This window comes from Modicisalibacter coralii (assembly GCF_004117855.1).
GTDB classification, from domain to species: Bacteria; Pseudomonadota; Gammaproteobacteria; order Pseudomonadales; family Halomonadaceae; genus Modicisalibacter; species Modicisalibacter coralii.
Window position 1 is genome coordinate 98,663 of sequence record NZ_QWBW01000015.1, and the last position, 14,472, is coordinate 113,134.

At 60.1% G+C, this 14,472-nt stretch carries 14 protein-coding genes; 8 read left to right on the forward strand and 6 right to left on the reverse strand.

All coding sequences use genetic code 11. From position 1 onward, the window contains the following. Positions 1-145 precede the first annotated feature (145 nt). The 7 genes from D0901_RS09920 (at position 146) to D0901_RS09950 (ending at position 6,474) form a co-directional block, all read left to right on the forward strand. Positions 146-499 (forward strand): YHS domain-containing protein, encoded by a 354-nt coding sequence (locus D0901_RS09920; protein ID WP_129140149.1) that lies wholly within the window; start codon positions 146-148, stop codon positions 497-499. After that, on the forward strand, positions 492-842 hold the full coding sequence (locus D0901_RS09925; RefSeq protein WP_129140150.1) for a DUF5676 family membrane protein: 351 nt from the start codon (positions 492-494) through the stop codon (positions 840-842). Before D0901_RS09920 ends, D0901_RS09925 begins: the two co-directional genes overlap by 8 nt. Before the next feature lie 372 nt (positions 843-1,214). Continuing rightward, positions 1,215-1,466: an SHOCT domain-containing protein gene (locus D0901_RS09930; RefSeq protein WP_129140151.1), complete on the forward strand. Its 252-nt coding sequence runs from the start codon at positions 1,215-1,217 to the stop codon at positions 1,464-1,466. A 90-nt stretch (positions 1,467-1,556) separates the two neighbouring features. Continuing rightward, the gene (locus D0901_RS09935) at positions 1,557-3,989 is read left to right on the forward strand and encodes a copper-transporting P-type ATPase (RefSeq protein ID WP_233440391.1); all 2,433 of its coding nucleotides are present in this window, start codon (positions 1,557-1,559) and stop codon (positions 3,987-3,989) included. A gap of 2 nt (positions 3,990-3,991) precedes the next feature. After that, the gene (locus D0901_RS09940) at positions 3,992-4,237 is read left to right on the forward strand and encodes a DUF2933 domain-containing protein (RefSeq protein WP_129140152.1); all 246 of its coding nucleotides are present in this window, start codon (positions 3,992-3,994) and stop codon (positions 4,235-4,237) included. Then, a complete protein-coding gene (locus tag D0901_RS09945) occupies positions 4,230-5,957 on the forward strand; it encodes a DUF3141 domain-containing protein (RefSeq protein WP_203234848.1) in 1,728 nt (575 codons plus the stop codon). The genes D0901_RS09940 and D0901_RS09945 overlap by 8 nt, the downstream gene beginning before the upstream one ends. A 58-nt stretch (positions 5,958-6,015) precedes the next feature. After that, positions 6,016-6,474, forward strand: coding sequence for an ATPase (locus D0901_RS09950; protein ID WP_129140154.1), 459 nt, complete (start codon positions 6,016-6,018; stop codon positions 6,472-6,474). A gap of 152 nt (positions 6,475-6,626) precedes the next feature. Here the strand turns inward: D0901_RS09950 and D0901_RS09955 are convergent, their stop codons facing one another. From D0901_RS09955 to D0901_RS09975, 5 genes are all read right to left on the reverse strand, one after another. After that, positions 6,627-7,967, reverse strand: a complete 1,341-nt coding sequence (locus D0901_RS09955; protein ID WP_129140155.1) for an APC family permease — start codon at positions 7,965-7,967, stop codon at positions 6,627-6,629. 16 nt (positions 7,968-7,983) lie between these two features. Then, a complete protein-coding gene (locus D0901_RS09960) occupies positions 7,984-8,763 on the reverse strand; it encodes a glutaredoxin (protein ID WP_129140156.1) in 780 nt (259 codons plus the stop codon). A gap of 111 nt (positions 8,764-8,874) precedes the next feature. Continuing rightward, positions 8,875-10,488, reverse strand: a complete 1,614-nt coding sequence (locus tag D0901_RS09965) for a DEAD/DEAH box helicase (RefSeq protein WP_203234849.1) — start codon at positions 10,486-10,488, stop codon at positions 8,875-8,877. 25 nt (positions 10,489-10,513) lie between these two features. Then, positions 10,514-11,422, reverse strand: a complete 909-nt coding sequence (locus D0901_RS09970; RefSeq protein WP_233440392.1) for a WYL domain-containing protein — start codon at positions 11,420-11,422, stop codon at positions 10,514-10,516. Positions 11,423-11,555: 133 nt separating this feature from the next. Beyond that, the gene (locus tag D0901_RS09975) at positions 11,556-11,825 is read right to left on the reverse strand and encodes a helix-turn-helix transcriptional regulator (RefSeq protein ID WP_233440393.1); all 270 of its coding nucleotides are present in this window, start codon (positions 11,823-11,825) and stop codon (positions 11,556-11,558) included. A gap of 334 nt (positions 11,826-12,159) precedes the next feature. Here D0901_RS09975 and D0901_RS09980 point away from each other — a divergent pair, with 334 nt between their 5' ends. Further along, positions 12,160-12,912, forward strand: a complete 753-nt coding sequence (locus D0901_RS09980; RefSeq protein WP_129140157.1) for a hypothetical protein — start codon at positions 12,160-12,162, stop codon at positions 12,910-12,912. 56 nt (positions 12,913-12,968) lie between these two features. On the opposite strand, the gene D0901_RS09985 is transcribed toward D0901_RS09980, so the two are convergent. Next, the gene (locus tag D0901_RS09985; protein ID WP_162500850.1) at positions 12,969-14,453 is read right to left on the reverse strand and encodes a YfjI family protein; all 1,485 of its coding nucleotides are present in this window, start codon (positions 14,451-14,453) and stop codon (positions 12,969-12,971) included. Between the last annotated feature and the right edge of the window lie 19 nt (positions 14,454-14,472).

Below are 14,472 nucleotides of genomic sequence, written 5' to 3' on the forward strand. Positions count from 1 at the left end.
TGCCCCCCGCATTGCCCCAGGCGCCGATATGAGGAGCCACTGTGCCTGTGACGCGGCTATCGTCAAGGCAAGAGCATACACATTCACAGCACGATCACGGCTTCCGTGTCGGATATGGCTTAGTGGATGTCACATTGAGGCACTTATGAACGCACTGTTTTACTTCCTGCTCTGGGCGGCGATCTTCTTTTTGATGATGCGCTTTGGCTGTGGTGCTCACGTCATGGGGCATCGCCATGGCAAGGCCCAGCATGGCGACGATAGCCCAGAGGATCCACACGCAACCGAGGGGCTGAAGTGGATCCCACCAGCCGAGGACGTCGATCCCGTCTGTGGCAAGACCGTCATCACGGAAAGAGCTAAGCCGAGCGTCCTTGATGGCCATGTCTTTTACTTCTGCTCTCGTGACTGCCGGGAGCGCTTCGAGGCCGCGCCCGAACAGTATCTCGCACCTGTAACAAAGGTCTTACCTTCCCAACCGGAGAATGAAGATGCCTGATGCCGATATTCCGTCGACAGCCAAGCCGCATTACGGAACCCGCTTGCCGGTTCAGGCCACGCCTCGGATTCCCGTGATCGCGCTCGGGATGAGCCTGGGGCTGTTTCTGGCCGTAACCTTCATCCTATGCGTCGGCTTCGACCTGCTGTTTCCCGACCAAGCGATGTATGAGAGCTGGTTGCGCCTGCTGCCTGGCTTCACCTGGTTGAGCTGGCCAAGTTTTTTCCTGGGACTGGCTGAAAGCTTCGGCTACGGCTGGTACGTCGCCCTGGTCTTCGGGCCGCTCTATAACTTCTTTGTCACACGCTTTGGACGGAGAATCGCCGGGAAGCAAGCCCCATGAGCATCGCATGTCACGCGGCAATCAGCCGCTCAGGGTCATTTCATCTTGTTCAGCCATATTCTAGCTTGCCAAAGCATTGGCAGCGTAAGCGACATCTCGCGCCTATCAGCGCCGAGTACCGTTGCTTATTCCTCGCTGGGCACAGTGGCGGAAGCTAACGGATACTTCACGCAACCCTCAGGATGAGCCGGGGGGGGCACTAACGTGGATTCACACATCAACGCATGCGTGGGGCGTTGATTCTATTCCACCGATGAAAGCTGACCGGGATCAAGAAACGCTCGCTTTCATTTCTACCGTATCTTGACCTTTGGGTTACCCGCAGGTTTTAGCCTGACGTCAGGGTGACTCAACACGAAAGGAGATCCGACCATGTGGGGCGACATGATGGCGTATATGGGAAATGTTGGTTGGGGGCATATGCTCTTCGGCGGACTCATGATGGTGCTGTTCTGGGGCGCCGTCATTGCCTTGGCCGTTTTGCTGGTGCGCGGCCTGACCCGAGGACGGAGCGAGGCCGCGCACCAGCGGCCAACCGCACTAGAACTTCTGCAAGAACGCTACGCCCGTGGCGAGATCGACCAGCAGGAATACGAGCGGCGCAGACGCGATCTGAAGCGATGAAGACGCGGCAAAGGGACCGTGACGTCCCTCATTCACGGAAAGGAATCGTCTGAGATCCCCTCAGCCGACGCACGAAACGGAGACGGCTTCATGACTCAGCAGCACAGCAAGCGGCGTGAGCACTCGCATCACGATACGCTGAACGAAGGTATCGATGCCGGTTCCATGAGCGCCGGCGATCAAGGCGCTGCCCAGTACACCTGCCCAATGCATCCCGAGGTCGTCTCCGAGCAGCCGGGGGATTGCCCGAAGTGCGGCATGCACCTCGTGCCCCAGGAAGGCAGTGAGGCTCAGGCTCCCTCCGCTCATGGCCAGTGCCACGGGCACGCCCATCACGCCGGCCATGAGGCGAGTACCCCGGTGCGCGGCGGCCAGTACGACAAGGTGCCGGCGGGGCATGCGGGCGCCGTCTACACCTGCCCGATGCACCCCGAGGTGCGACAGACTACCCCCGGCGCCTGCCCACTGTGCGGCATGGGGCTAGAACTCGAATCGGCGACGGTCGGCGATGAAGGGCCGAATCCCGAGCTAATCGATTTCACCCGCCGCTTCTGGGTCTCGGCCGTGCTCACGCTGCCGGTGCTGGTGCTGACGATGAGCCCCTTTCTTGGCCTCACTGCGATCCGCGAGTTTTTCGGCGAACGCACGGCGATGTGGATCGAGCTGGTGCTGAGCACGCCAGTCATCCTGTGGTCCGGCTGGCCGTTCTTCGTGCGCGGCATCAACTCCTTTCGCACCTGGAACCTCAACATGTTCAGCCTGATCAGCATGGGGGTCGGTGCAGCCTATCTGTTCTCGATCGTCGCGCTGCTCGTGCCTGGCATCTTCCCAGAAGGCTTCCGCCGGGAAGACGGCAGCGTCGGGGTCTACTTCGAGGCCGCAGCGGTGATCGTGACCCTGGTCCTGCTGGGTCAGGTAATGGAGCTGCGCGCCCGCGAGGGTACCGGCAAGGCGATCCGGGCGCTGCTCGACATGGCCGCCAAGACCGCGCGGGTGATCCGACCCGACGGCAGCGAGGAGGAGGTGCCGCTGGAAGAGGTGCAGGTGGGCGATCACCTGCGGGTACGCCCCGGTGACAAGGTGCCGGTGGACGGCGAGGTGGTCGAGGGTCGCTCCTCGGTCGACGAGTCGATGATCTCGGGCGAGCCGGTGCCGGTGGAGAAGGTCGCGGGCGACAAGGTCACCGGAGCTACCATCAACGGCACGGGCAGCCTGATCATGGAGGCCACCCGTGTCGGCGCCGACACCATGCTCAGCCAGATCGTCGAGATGGTGGCCGCCGCCCAGCGCTCCCGCGCACCGATCCAGAAATTCGCCGACAAGGTAGCGGGCATGTTCGTCCCCGCGGTGATCGGTGTCGCCATCCTCTCCTTCATCGCCTGGGCGATCTGGGGCCCGATGCCGGCGCTGTCCTATGCGCTGGTCTCGGCAGTGGCGGTGCTGATCATCGCCTGCCCCTGTGCCCTGGGGCTGGCCACCCCGATGTCGATCATGACAGCCACCGGGCGCGGCGCCCAGGCCGGCGTGCTGATCAAGAATGCCGAGGCGCTGGAACGTTTCGCCAAGGTCGACACCCTGATGGTGGACAAGACCGGCACCCTGACCGAGGGCAAGCCGAAGCTGGTGGCGGTGCTGCCCGAGGAAGGCCATGACGAGACCGAGGTGTTGCGCCTGGCGGCCAGCCTCGAAAAGGGCTCCGAGCACCCGCTGGCCGAGGCCATCGTCGCCGGCGCCGAGGCGCGCGGCGTCTCCCTCGCCGAGGCCCGCGATTTCGAGGCCGTGACCGGCATGGGCGTGAAGGGCATGGTGGACGGCCACGCGGTGGCGCTTGGCAACGCCAAGCTGATGGCCGAACTGGGCCTGGACGGCGGTCGGATAGCCGAGACCGCGAACGCCCGCCGCGATCAGGGCGAAACGGTGATGTTCGTGGTGCTCGACGGCCAGATCGCCGGCCTGGTCAGCGTGGCCGACCCGGTGAAGGAGACCACGCCCGACGCCCTGAAGGCGCTGCACCGGCTAGGATTCCGCATCATCATGGCCACCGGCGACAACGAACGCACGGCCAAGGCGGTAGCCGGTCGGTTGGGTATCGACGAGATCCGCGCCGACGTGCTGCCCGAGGACAAGGCACGCATCATCCAGGAACTGCAGGCTGAAGGCCGCAAGGTCGCCATGGCGGGCGACGGCGTGAATGATGCCCCCGCCCTCGCCCAAGCCGATGTGGGCATCGCCATGGGCACCGGCGCCGACGTGGCGATCGAAAGCGCCGGCTTCACCCTGGTCAAGGGCAACCTCGATGGCATCGTTCGGGCCCGCAAGCTGTCGCTGGCCACGATGCGCAACATCAAACAGAACCTGTTCTTCGCCCTGGTCTACAACGGAGCCGGGGTGCCGATCGCCGCCGGGGTCCTCTATCCGTTCCTCGGCCTTTTGATCGGCCCGATGTTCGCCGCCTTCGCGATGAGCGCCTCGTCGCTGTCGGTGGTGATGAATTCACTGCGCTTGCGCCGAGTGAGGATCTGACCATGCATGACGAGAAAAATTGGCTGGACAGCAGACCGAGCAAGGGCACCTTCTGGCTGATGGTGGCGATCGCCCTGGCGGTGATGGGCTTTTGGCTCTGGGAGGAGCACGAGGAGCATCTGCTCGGCGCCCTGCCCTGGCTGATCCTGCTGGCCTGCCCGCTGATGCACCTGGTCATGCACGGCAGGCATGGCGGGCACGGATCTCGCGGCGGGCATGATGACCACAAGGACGGGCGCGATGAGTAGCCACGCGTCGACCGCCTCATCGTCACCCCCCGGGGCCGACGCCCTGGGGCATCCAGCAACGGAGCTGCTCGCCTATCAGTTCGACCTGTGGCAACGCAGCGTGCGCTATCTGGATACCCTGCGCCAGCGCGCGGAGAACATGCTCGAGCACGAGCGAGCCGGTAAACCGCCACTGTTGGATTTCGACTACGAGATGATGCTCGATGGCCGCCGGCTGTCGCGCCCCGCTAACTATGCTCTTCTGCACATCACTCGGGTCGGGGATGACTGCCTGGAGGACTGCCTCGACGCCAGCAAGCCCCCGGTCATGATCGTCGACCCCCGCGCCGGCCACGGCCCGGGCATCGGCGGCTTCAAACGCGATTCCGAGGTTGGCATGGCGCTCCACGAGGGCCATCCGGTCTACTTCGTGAGCTTCTTCCCGGAGCCCCTGCCGGGCCAGACCCTCGCGGACGTGCTGCACGTCCTGCGCCACTTCGTCGAAACGGTGGCCGAGCGGCATCCCGACATGCCGCCGGTGCTCTACGGCAACTGTCAGGCGGGTTGGGCCATCGCCCTGCTCTCCGCCGACTGTCAGGGTCTGGTGGGGCCGGCGGTACTCAACGGATCGCCGCTCTCCTACTGGTCGGGCGAATCCGGCGTCAATCCCATGCGCCTGGCCGGTGGCCTGCTGGGCGGCACCTGGCTCACCCACCTGCTCGCCGACCTGGGGGACGGCCGCTTCGATGGCGCCCATCTGGTCGCCAATTTCGAGGCCCTCAAGCCGGCTAATACCCTGTGGCAGAAGGACTACCAGCTGTTTGCCGACATCGACGGCCAGCGCGAACGCTTCCTGGACTTCGAGCGCTGGTGGACGGGCTTCTACACGCTGAGCAAGGAAGAGATCACCGCCATCGTCGATAACCTCTTCGTCGGCAACCGGCTCGAACGCGGCGAGCTCACGGTCTGTCATGGCTGCACCATCGACCTGAAGCGGATCCGCAATCCGCTGGTGATCTTCGCCTCCGGCGGCGACAACATCACCCCGCCTCATCAGGCGCTCAACTGGATCCCCGCGGTCTACCCGGACACGGCAGCGATCAAGGCCGCCGGCCAGCGCATCGTCTACCTGCTCAATGCCCATGTCGGCCATCTGGGGCTATTCGTCTCCTCCCGAGTTGCGCGCCTCGAGCATCGAGCCATCCTCGAGAGCGTCCGGGAGCTGAATGACCTGGCCCCCGGCCTCTACGAGCTGCGCATCGATAACCCCACCGGTGACCCCGAGTGTCACAAGCCACAGTTCCAGGTGCACTTCGAGGAGCGCTGCGTGGAGGATCTGAACTATCCGAAGCAGACCTCAGCCTTCGACCGGGTACGCACCCTCTCCGAGCACAACGTGGCCCTCTACGAGACCTTCGCCGGGCCCTGGGTCCGTATGGCCACCAATCCGTGGACAGCCGAGACGCTGCGCCAGCTGCATCCGGCACGCACCAGCCGGCTGATGTTCTCGGAGCGTTTCGCGCCCTGGATGAGCGGCGTGAAGTGGCTGGCCGATGTCGCAGGCCCCGCCCGGGAGCCGCTCAACGACGACAATCCTTTTCGGCAGTGGGAGGGGCTCATCGGCGAGACGATCTCAGCGGCGCTGTCGGTTGCCGGCACGACCCGCGACAGCCTGTGCGAGATGGGTTTTCGCGCCCTCTATGGCTGGGACCTGCCGGCTGAAGACGAGAGACCGAGCTGAAACCGGCACACTTTCCAGCAAGGACGGGAAGCACTCCCCGTCAAGAGGAGAACCGTAGATGAAGATCGAAACCTTTAAGGACCTGATCGACTGGACCCGCCAGCTGCATGCCCATCTGGCGGAGTGCTTCGGCCACTGTGCCTCCCAGCATGAAGAAGACCTGGGAAAATGGTTGTTGGAGTACCTCGCGGCGCACGAGGCGACCCTGGAGCGCACCGTGGCCAGCTTTGAGAAGCAGGCCGACCCCAAGGCCTTACACACTCGGGTCTACGACTATCTGTCCCATAATCCGATCACCCCCCACCAGGCATGCAGCGCTCCCTATGCCGAGATGAGCTTCGAGGATATCTGTCGGGAAGTCTTCTCCCTGCATGATCAGGTCATCGACCTGTACCGCTACCTGGATGGGCGGGCCGAGATCCCCGAGGCACGCGAACTGGTTCGCGAACTCCTCAAGCTCGAGGAGCATGAGGCGATGCGGCTGGCTCATCAATCCAACCGGGCTCGAGACCTGTAGCCGTACAGCGGAAGGCCCCGGCATGACGGGCAGACAAAACGGCCCGGGCATGGTGGTGGATAGCATCGACCCGGCATCATGCCCTGCCAGTGACCGTCCCCGAACGGGACGACGACATGCGCCAGCATGCGAAAAGGCATGTCCGATCGGGGTCAATGAGTGTGCGAGTGATCATCGCCGGGCAGCGCTTCACGTTTCGATAGAAACAGCCACTCACCGATCAGGATAAGTGCCATCACCACGGCGGCGACGATCAATACCAGCGGGTCGGAGGTGGCCTTCACCCAGACGAAGCCACCCAACACGACGATATCCAGCAGGATGGCAATGATCGGTATCGCGGGCCTGGCGCTGACCTTGTGCCTGAGGTGGCGAAATACGCCCCAGTGAATCGCGATATCCATGATCAGGTAGAAGATGATGCCCAGTGCGGCGATGCGGCTGAGGTCGAAGAACGCGGTCAGCAGCAAGCCAAACACGATCGTGTAGACCAGTGTGTGCTTCTGGATACTGCCGGGCATATGAAAATGGCGGTGAGGCACCAGCCGCATTTCGGTCAGCATGGCCAGCATGCGGGATACGGCGAAGACACTGGCGATGATACCGCCCGCCGTCGCCAGCATTGCCAAGATGACGGTAAACCAGACCGCCGCCTCGCCCAGTGCCGGCCTGGCGGCAGCCGCCAGGGAATAATCCCGGGTCTTGATGATCTCCTGAAGCGACAGGTTGCTGGCGACGGCAAAGCCCACCAGTGCGTAGATCACCACGCACAGGGCAATCGAGATCATGATCGCCCTGCCCACATTGCGGTGGGGGTCCTGGAGCTCCGACCCGCTGTTGGTGATGGTGGTGAACCCCTTGAAAGCCAATATGCCCAGGGCTGTGGCCCCCAGAAAGCCCGACAGGGAAGCCTGGGGCGCTGTCGATGAAACGTCCATCTTCAGCGAGTCGGCGACGAATACCCCGACCACGCCAAACACGATGATCCCCCCGATCTTGATGACCCCCAGCACGGAGGCGACACCCTCGATCAGCCGATTGGCCGACAGGTTGATCAGGAAGGCCGCCAACAGCAGCCCCACCCCCAGTAGCGGGACAAGCAGGGAGCGGTTCTCGACGTCGAACAGCTGCAGGGTATAGGACCCGAAGGTTCTGGCCAGAAAGCTCTGGGCGATCACCATGGAGCAGTACATCAGCAAGGCATGAAAGGCGGTCGGCAATGTCGAGCCATAGGCCTTCTGCAAATACATGCCGATCCCCCCGGCGGAGGGATAGGTGCTGGATATTCGGATATAGGAGTAGGCACTGAAGGAGACGATCAGGGCCGCCGACAGAAACGCCAGCGGGAACAACCACCCCGTCATCTGTGCCATCTGGCCGGTCAGGGCAAAGATACCAGCCCCGATCATGACCCCCGTGCCCAAGGCAACCGCGCCCACCAGGGTCAGGCTACCCTCCTCGTATTCGGGTGTACGATCCGATGAATCGGTCATCCATGCCTCCGTATCGTCATACGATGAGCTGTTTCAGCGGCATCCATAGCCCCATGCCCATCATGACAAGGTTCTCGGTCAAGGAGACGAAGCCCAGGGGCACGTTGCTGTTGCCGCCCACGCAAGCGCACTTGAGCTCCCGCTTGTCGATATAGACGGCCTTGAAGACCGAAACGGCCCCTACCGTGCCGACAAACAGCGCCAGGGGAGCTGACAGCCAGGTCAGGGCACCCGCCAGCATCAGGATACCGGCCAGGGCCTCGGCGAAGGGGTAGACATAGCCGTAAGGGACATAGCGCTGGGCGAGCATGTCATAGTTGAGGAACATGGTGCTGAAGCTTTCGACATCCTGCAGCTTCTGAAGCCCCAGCAGGGTCATGGCGGTGGCAATCGCATATTCCGGCATGCGCATCGACACGAGAGTGCCACTGGCCGCCCAGCTCACCGCTAGGCCGATCAGCAGGGAAGTCGCGAAGATGGCGATGACCGGCTGATAGGTGGTCTCCTTCTCGCCGGGCACACTCAGGCCCAGGTGAGCACGAACCTCCTCATAGCCCCCCACACGCTTCTCGCCGATATAGACCTGGGGCGTGGTATCGACACCGGCCTGCTCCTTGAACTCCTCGATCGCGTCCCGCGAGGCGAGGGTGTGATCTTCGACCCGATAGCCCTTGCGCTTGAGAAGATCCACGGTCTTCAGGCCAAACGGACAGAGGTGCTCATCCGTCTTCATACGGTAGATACGGGCCTTCTTGTGCTGTACGGAAGACGTTGACGCAACGCTACTCAAGGGCATTCACCTCCTTCAGTGCCTGAGAGGAATTCGCGCATGCGGCATACACGGCCAGGCGCTTCGGCCATGACCCTGGCTAAGCTTATAACCTAGAACCCTTGTGCAACCCAAAGGTCAAGCCGCCTGCCTCGACAAGGTCGCGTAGTCGAGCGGTTTTTGTGACCAGTCCGAGCGATGACTTGTCATCCATAGAAGACGAACGGCGTTATACCCAGAGCCTGACGGGTGTCTAGAAGATCTGGGGCGATTCACATTGCCAGAATCCACCAGCGTTAGGGCCTGCTCTTCCAGGTCCTTAAGGATGAGGATCTCGGCCTCCAGCTCGGGGACGGTCTCGGCAGCAGTGGCCTGGTCTACCACTTGCTCGGCGAAGAGTTCGTACTCCTCGGCGCTCAGCTCCTCGTCCAACTCATCCATGTTGTCAGGCAGATCGATCTGCTTCTGGACGGCATAGGTGCCCAGGGTGGAAGCGATCTTGCCTTCGCGGACCGACTGGCCGCGGGCCATCAGATTCATCTCGTTGAGCTTGTCTTCCAGCTTGCGCCGGCGGCGCTTGAGCGATTGGTAGATCGCCTCGGGGCTTGATGCCAATCGCCGCTGCAGCTGGGTCAGCGCGAACCCCACGGTGCCCTTGCGCTTGCCCGACAGCTCATCGGCACGGTTCATCTCGTTGCGCACGTAGTCGGTGACCTGCTCGTAGAGCTCGGCCTCGGCGTCGGAGAGGTCGTAGTTGGCGGTGTAGGCGCGACGTTCGGGAAACAACGGGGTGCCGTCGAACTTGAGCAGCTCTTCCTTGACCATGCGCCGCATCATGTCGGAGACGTCAACCTTGTGCGCGCCTTCGCGAAACTTGCCGTAGAAGCGGTCGCTGTCGATCAGCGACAGCCAGATCTGGAAGTCCTCTTCCTTGCCGTTGTGGGGCGTGGCGGTCATCAGCAGGAAGTGGCGGGTGATCGACCCGAGCAGCTCGCCGAGCTGGAAGCGCTTGGTCTTGTTGATCTTGTTACCGAAGTAGTTGGCCGACAGCTTATGGGCCTCGTCAACGATGATCAGGTCCCACTCGGTGTTGGCCAGCTTCTCCTGGAGCTGCTCATTGCGGGAAAGCTGGTCCAGGCGGCAGATCAGCTGATCCTGCTCGTCGAAGTAGTTGCCGGAGGCGCACTGCTCCTGTTTCTCGCGGCTGAAGATCTCGAACTGCACGCCGAACTTCTCCAGCAGCTCATCCTGCCACTGGTCGGTGAGCCCGCCTGGGGAGACGATCAGGATGCGCTTTGCGTCGGCGCGCATCAGCAGCTCACGGATCAGCAGGCCGGCCATGATGGTCTTGCCGGCGCCGGGGTCATCGGCCAGCACGAAGCGCAACGGCTGGCGGGGCAGCATGGCCTCGTAGACGGCAGAGATCTGGTGGGGCAGCGGCTCCACGTTGGAGGTGTGCACCGCCATCATGGGGTCGAACAACGCCGCCTGACTGATGCGATAGGCTTCGAGGCCCAGCTTGAAGTCGGCGCCGGGGGCATCGAAGGCCCAGGGGCGGCCGGCTTCGGCCAGTGAGAGGTTGGGCTCATTGTCACGGAACAGCATCTGTTCGTGAACGGCGCCCTGACTGTCCTTGAAGTAGACAGTCAGCGCATCGGTACCCACCGGTACCACCGCCACGACTCGGACCACCTCATCGGGCCTAATACCGCGGACCTGAGCGTCCTGCTTGATGTCTTCCAGCTTCAGCATGCAGTTCCCTCCGCACGAAGGCGCGTTATACCGGCTCGGCCTGATCGTAACCAGGGGCCAGCTGAAGATTCTTAACCCCATACAGGGCCGGGGCGTTGGCCAGGGCCAGCTGGTACTCCGCCCCTTGCAGCGAGTGATCGGACGAGCAGTCGACGTTCCAACGCCGCAGCAGGTAGCCGGCCAACGCAGCTCGCAGCTCCACAGTCAGCTTGCCTTGCTGCATGCCGTAGTCGCGCTCGATGGCCTGGGGATGACGAATCCCAGGGTGAGGCACCAGTTCCAACTCCACGAAACGATTCCACTGACGGTCATGCAGGAGGCTCTCATGCTCCTGAGCAGCACTCTGCTCGAGCACAGACACTGTCAGAAGGCGGGTGAGCACGAAGTCGCGAAACTCACCGGAGTGACGATCGAAGGCCCGCACGTGCCAACGTAAGCCGTTGTCGACCAAGGTGTGCGGCACGATCTCGCGCTCTGTCTCACCACTAGAGAGCGACACATAGCGAATCGAGAGCGCACAGCTCTTGTGCATGGCCTCGCTGACCGCCGCTACCAGGACCAGATCCGGCTGATTGAGCTGATCGGCCATCTCGCAGCACACCGAGGTCGGCAGCGTTCCCAGGAAGCCATCACCATGTCCCTGGCAGAGGGTAGCCAGGGTGCGGGTGGTGTCGTAGTCGAACAGCGGCGTGAAGGAGCGAGCTCTCACATGCAGCCGCTTGGACTTGTCATAAACGATGTTGGCCGGCGCCAACTCGTGATAGAGCGCGAAGTCCTTGGTGGCCTGCGTCGGCGCGATGGCGAAGCGCTCCATCAGGTCACCGCGCCCCGCCTCACCCTTGAACATGAGGGTGAAGTCGATATGGGCGAGACGCTCCCGCTGCGGCGTGGAGAGCGACGCCAGCGAGATGGGCTGGTGTGATGCGTTGGGCACCCGCGGGCCTCCTTGGCGGCGACTGTGCCCAAGCAGGCACAACCTAACAAATAGTGATAGGCAGCATAGTAGCAGCTAACACTCGCCCTGCCGAGCCATACCACCTCGGCGGACAAGCACTGCTTCGCTGGCATCAATGCCGCTGACCGGCTTGCTGACACAACCACGCATCAACCTCCTCTTCTAGCCATGCCACGGCTCGGCTGCCCAGCTTGATCTGCTTCGGAAATGTGGGGTCGAATGCCGCTGACCCTGGGTCCAGCTTGCTGTAAATAGTCGATCTCGACAGCCCTGTACGAAGGATCAACTCACTGATTCTCAATACTTTTTTTGGCCTATGCGGCACATCATGCCCCGATGCCATAGCCCTATTGGTTTGGGTGTTGATTGCTTGCTGTGCCATTGCGCTTTCCTTACTTCAGAGGTGACCTGGTTGAATTTTCCAGCATCATGCGGCTTCGCTGGATGACAATCAGATCATCCCAGGACGGCGAGGCTCTCTCTGCACGGCTGCTAAAAATCGCCGCTCCATCAAGCAAAGGCATTGACATTCCATTAAAAACATGGATGACGGAATAGCCGCAGTCATAGGAACGCCCTTGTCAAAAGACCCTACGAGCATGGAAACACAGCACCTCTACATGGTAATTTTGAAATGCGGCTTGATTCACTTTTCCAATTGTGACTCCCATCATAAAGCCCAAGCATTTCAAGCAACATAGAAGAGGAATTCCTTCATGGACGATCTAATTCTCACCATCTATCGTCGTAGTAAGGATTTATTGACCGAGATTCGCCGAAGCCATTCCAACATGGATCATCTCGACTTCATGGCGAACATGCAAGATATGGTCAAGCGTATGGCGACTGGTCAGATAGATCCTAAAAAAGATTGGGAAGAAGAGCTTCGCGCAAGCCAGAAACAAGAAACTCTAGACCAGCTAGTTGATAAGTATTACGATGCTGCCCTCTGCCAAGCAGTTTATGTCAGCATCTTGTACGAACGAGACATCGACTTAATAGAGTCCAATGACAGCGGAAGGGTGAAGGAAGAGAAGATAAAAGAAAAAGGACGCGAGATGCTTACCGCTTTGGAGTGGGCTAATCGATACTGGTCAGCTTTTCATATTCTCACACAAGTCCGGGATAAGGACTATTCCCAGCGCTCTAAAAAAGCCCATGAGGCCAAGCGAGCGAAAGAGGATGAAGTGTCGATACTGCTCCGCTCTTTAGTACGCAGCAAACTGAAGAAGCGCCCGCCCAACGGCTGGCCTGAACCGGTAGAGACTGCCACAACCATCGCCGACGACTTAATTCCGTTGATTCAAGATCAGGATTTCCCCCTGCCTACTGACCGGGACAAGCTGATGGACAAGATACACCAGCTCATCCTCAAAAACGAGCACGTCCTCAAGGATTTTCAAGATAACGCCAACAAGAAAGTCAAGTTCGCCAAAATCACTAAGATGAACGTAACATTTGACCAATAACCAAGACACCATACGGCAAAAAGCGCCGCTGCTAGCGGCGCTTTGTAATAAAATCCTCAAAAACCTCTGGCACTAGGAATCGGCTGTACCTGAGGATATAGGTTAATAAACTTGGTTTTACCTTGCATGAAGAGATCTACTTCCCCATACGACATCAACACCTCTATAGCTGCCTGTAATCGCTTTTTATTGCGAATTGGATTGGGACCACGCTGGCGAACGTCATTGTAGCGAATGACTTGGTATCGGCACTGCCGGACTTCATTCAAGTACTCGCTCAGCAACTGAGCATCTAACTCCTCTTGCGGAGGTGGAACAAAGATCTGCTGAAAGTAGTTTGAGTACCAGCTACAGAGCTCTATCGCTTGCCGCAAAGAACGAATTCCAATCTTGCCTTCCTCGTCGCCCCCCTCCTCATCCTCCTCTAGAAGATGGAGAAGTGCGGCGACACGGGCAATATTCTCCGCAAGCTTGTTAGCATGATCAGGCACTAAGAAAAACCGCTCCCCAAAAGCGAGCTGAGCCTCAATTTCATTATGGACCTTAACCCAGCACTCATGGGCCTCAGCTGAAAATTCGAGGGCACGACGTTCATGTGGAATGTTCTCAGTCAAAACTAAGTTTTCCAGCACCAAGCTTGCGAGACGTTGTCGAGCCATTTCCCAAGCATCCCAACTCACCTGATGATGCGCATCCATAAACCGAGACCCCTGCAGGGAAGCCGGGCAACACACGAGAAACCGTCCCCATAGACCGGATTCTCGCTCACGCTGACCATGCTGCTCCAAGTGAGATTGCATTACCCCTGGTTGCACCAGCATCATTATGCTTAACCGTGCGTTATCCAGAGTCACACCACCAGATGTAGCACGCGCAGTCGTAATGGTACCACCACTCCATAGCGTGTTCAGTTTACCCAACTCTCTAAACAAAGCACTCTTCATGGCCGTATGACCTTCATCGGTAACGACGCTAGCTGAGGAGAAATCCTCATGAAGACCTTTGAAAACAGCTTCGGGTGTTGCATCTTCATAGACCATCGCCATTTCCTTTGGCCTCTCCGGCTTCCTTTCGTATAGTTCTTTAAGTTCGAGACTTTGCTTATCGGTACGAGAGCCTTTCGTTTTGTTCCGATAGATTTGTTCTGTTAACGATTTTTTCTCTGCAAGCCACTGACTTTGCTCGGCCTGGTATAGCTCCAGATTCTTCGCATATTCACTTCTCTGCTGGCGTTCCAGATCATTAATAGGCGACATCACCCGGTTTAATAGTGCTGACTTTCGCTCTCCAGGTGGTGCGATGATATTGATCGCCAGAGAAAGTGGCTTCAGGTTGCCATAGGGCATGCGCACGTCATGTGTGCCTTGACAGGCGGTAGCCAAAGCACCAAGAAAAGTGAGACCAGCCATATCAGGTGGTACCTGTATATTGCGGCTCAGCTCTTGAGTGGCTTCCCAAAACAGCGACCCTTCCATAACTGCAGCATCGAACTCCCCGGGCCCCGGCAGAAGGGGGCGTTTGAGTCTGAACGGGTTGTGCATCTCCTGGCTCCTTATGGCT

Bases quoted from the DNA above. Each gene is read 5' to 3' on its own strand.
- D0901_RS09985 (WP_162500850.1), bottom strand. From the start codon at position 14,453: ATGCACAACCCGTTCAGACTCAAACGCCCCCTTCTGCCGGGGCCCGGG.
- D0901_RS09935 (WP_233440391.1), top strand. From the start codon at position 1,557: ATGACTCAGCAGCACAGCAAGCGGCGTGAGCACTCGCATCACGATACG.
- D0901_RS09960 (WP_129140156.1), bottom strand. From the start codon at position 8,763: ATGCCCTTGAGTAGCGTTGCGTCAACGTCTTCCGTACAGCACAAGAAG.
- D0901_RS09920 (WP_129140149.1), top strand. From the start codon at position 146: ATGAACGCACTGTTTTACTTCCTGCTCTGGGCGGCGATCTTCTTTTTG.
- D0901_RS09965 (WP_203234849.1), bottom strand. From the start codon at position 10,488: ATGCTGAAGCTGGAAGACATCAAGCAGGACGCTCAGGTCCGCGGTATT.
- D0901_RS09955 (WP_129140155.1), bottom strand. From the start codon at position 7,967: ATGACCGATTCATCGGATCGTACACCCGAATACGAGGAGGGTAGCCTG.
- D0901_RS09930 (WP_129140151.1), top strand. From the start codon at position 1,215: ATGTGGGGCGACATGATGGCGTATATGGGAAATGTTGGTTGGGGGCAT.
- D0901_RS09945 (WP_203234848.1), top strand. From the start codon at position 4,230: ATGAGTAGCCACGCGTCGACCGCCTCATCGTCACCCCCCGGGGCCGAC.
- D0901_RS09940 (WP_129140152.1), top strand. From the start codon at position 3,992: ATGCATGACGAGAAAAATTGGCTGGACAGCAGACCGAGCAAGGGCACC.
- D0901_RS09950 (WP_129140154.1), top strand. From the start codon at position 6,016: ATGAAGATCGAAACCTTTAAGGACCTGATCGACTGGACCCGCCAGCTG.
- D0901_RS09925 (WP_129140150.1), top strand. From the start codon at position 492: ATGCCTGATGCCGATATTCCGTCGACAGCCAAGCCGCATTACGGAACC.
- D0901_RS09980 (WP_129140157.1), top strand. From the start codon at position 12,160: ATGGACGATCTAATTCTCACCATCTATCGTCGTAGTAAGGATTTATTG.
- D0901_RS09975 (WP_233440393.1), bottom strand. From the start codon at position 11,825: ATGGCACAGCAAGCAATCAACACCCAAACCAATAGGGCTATGGCATCG.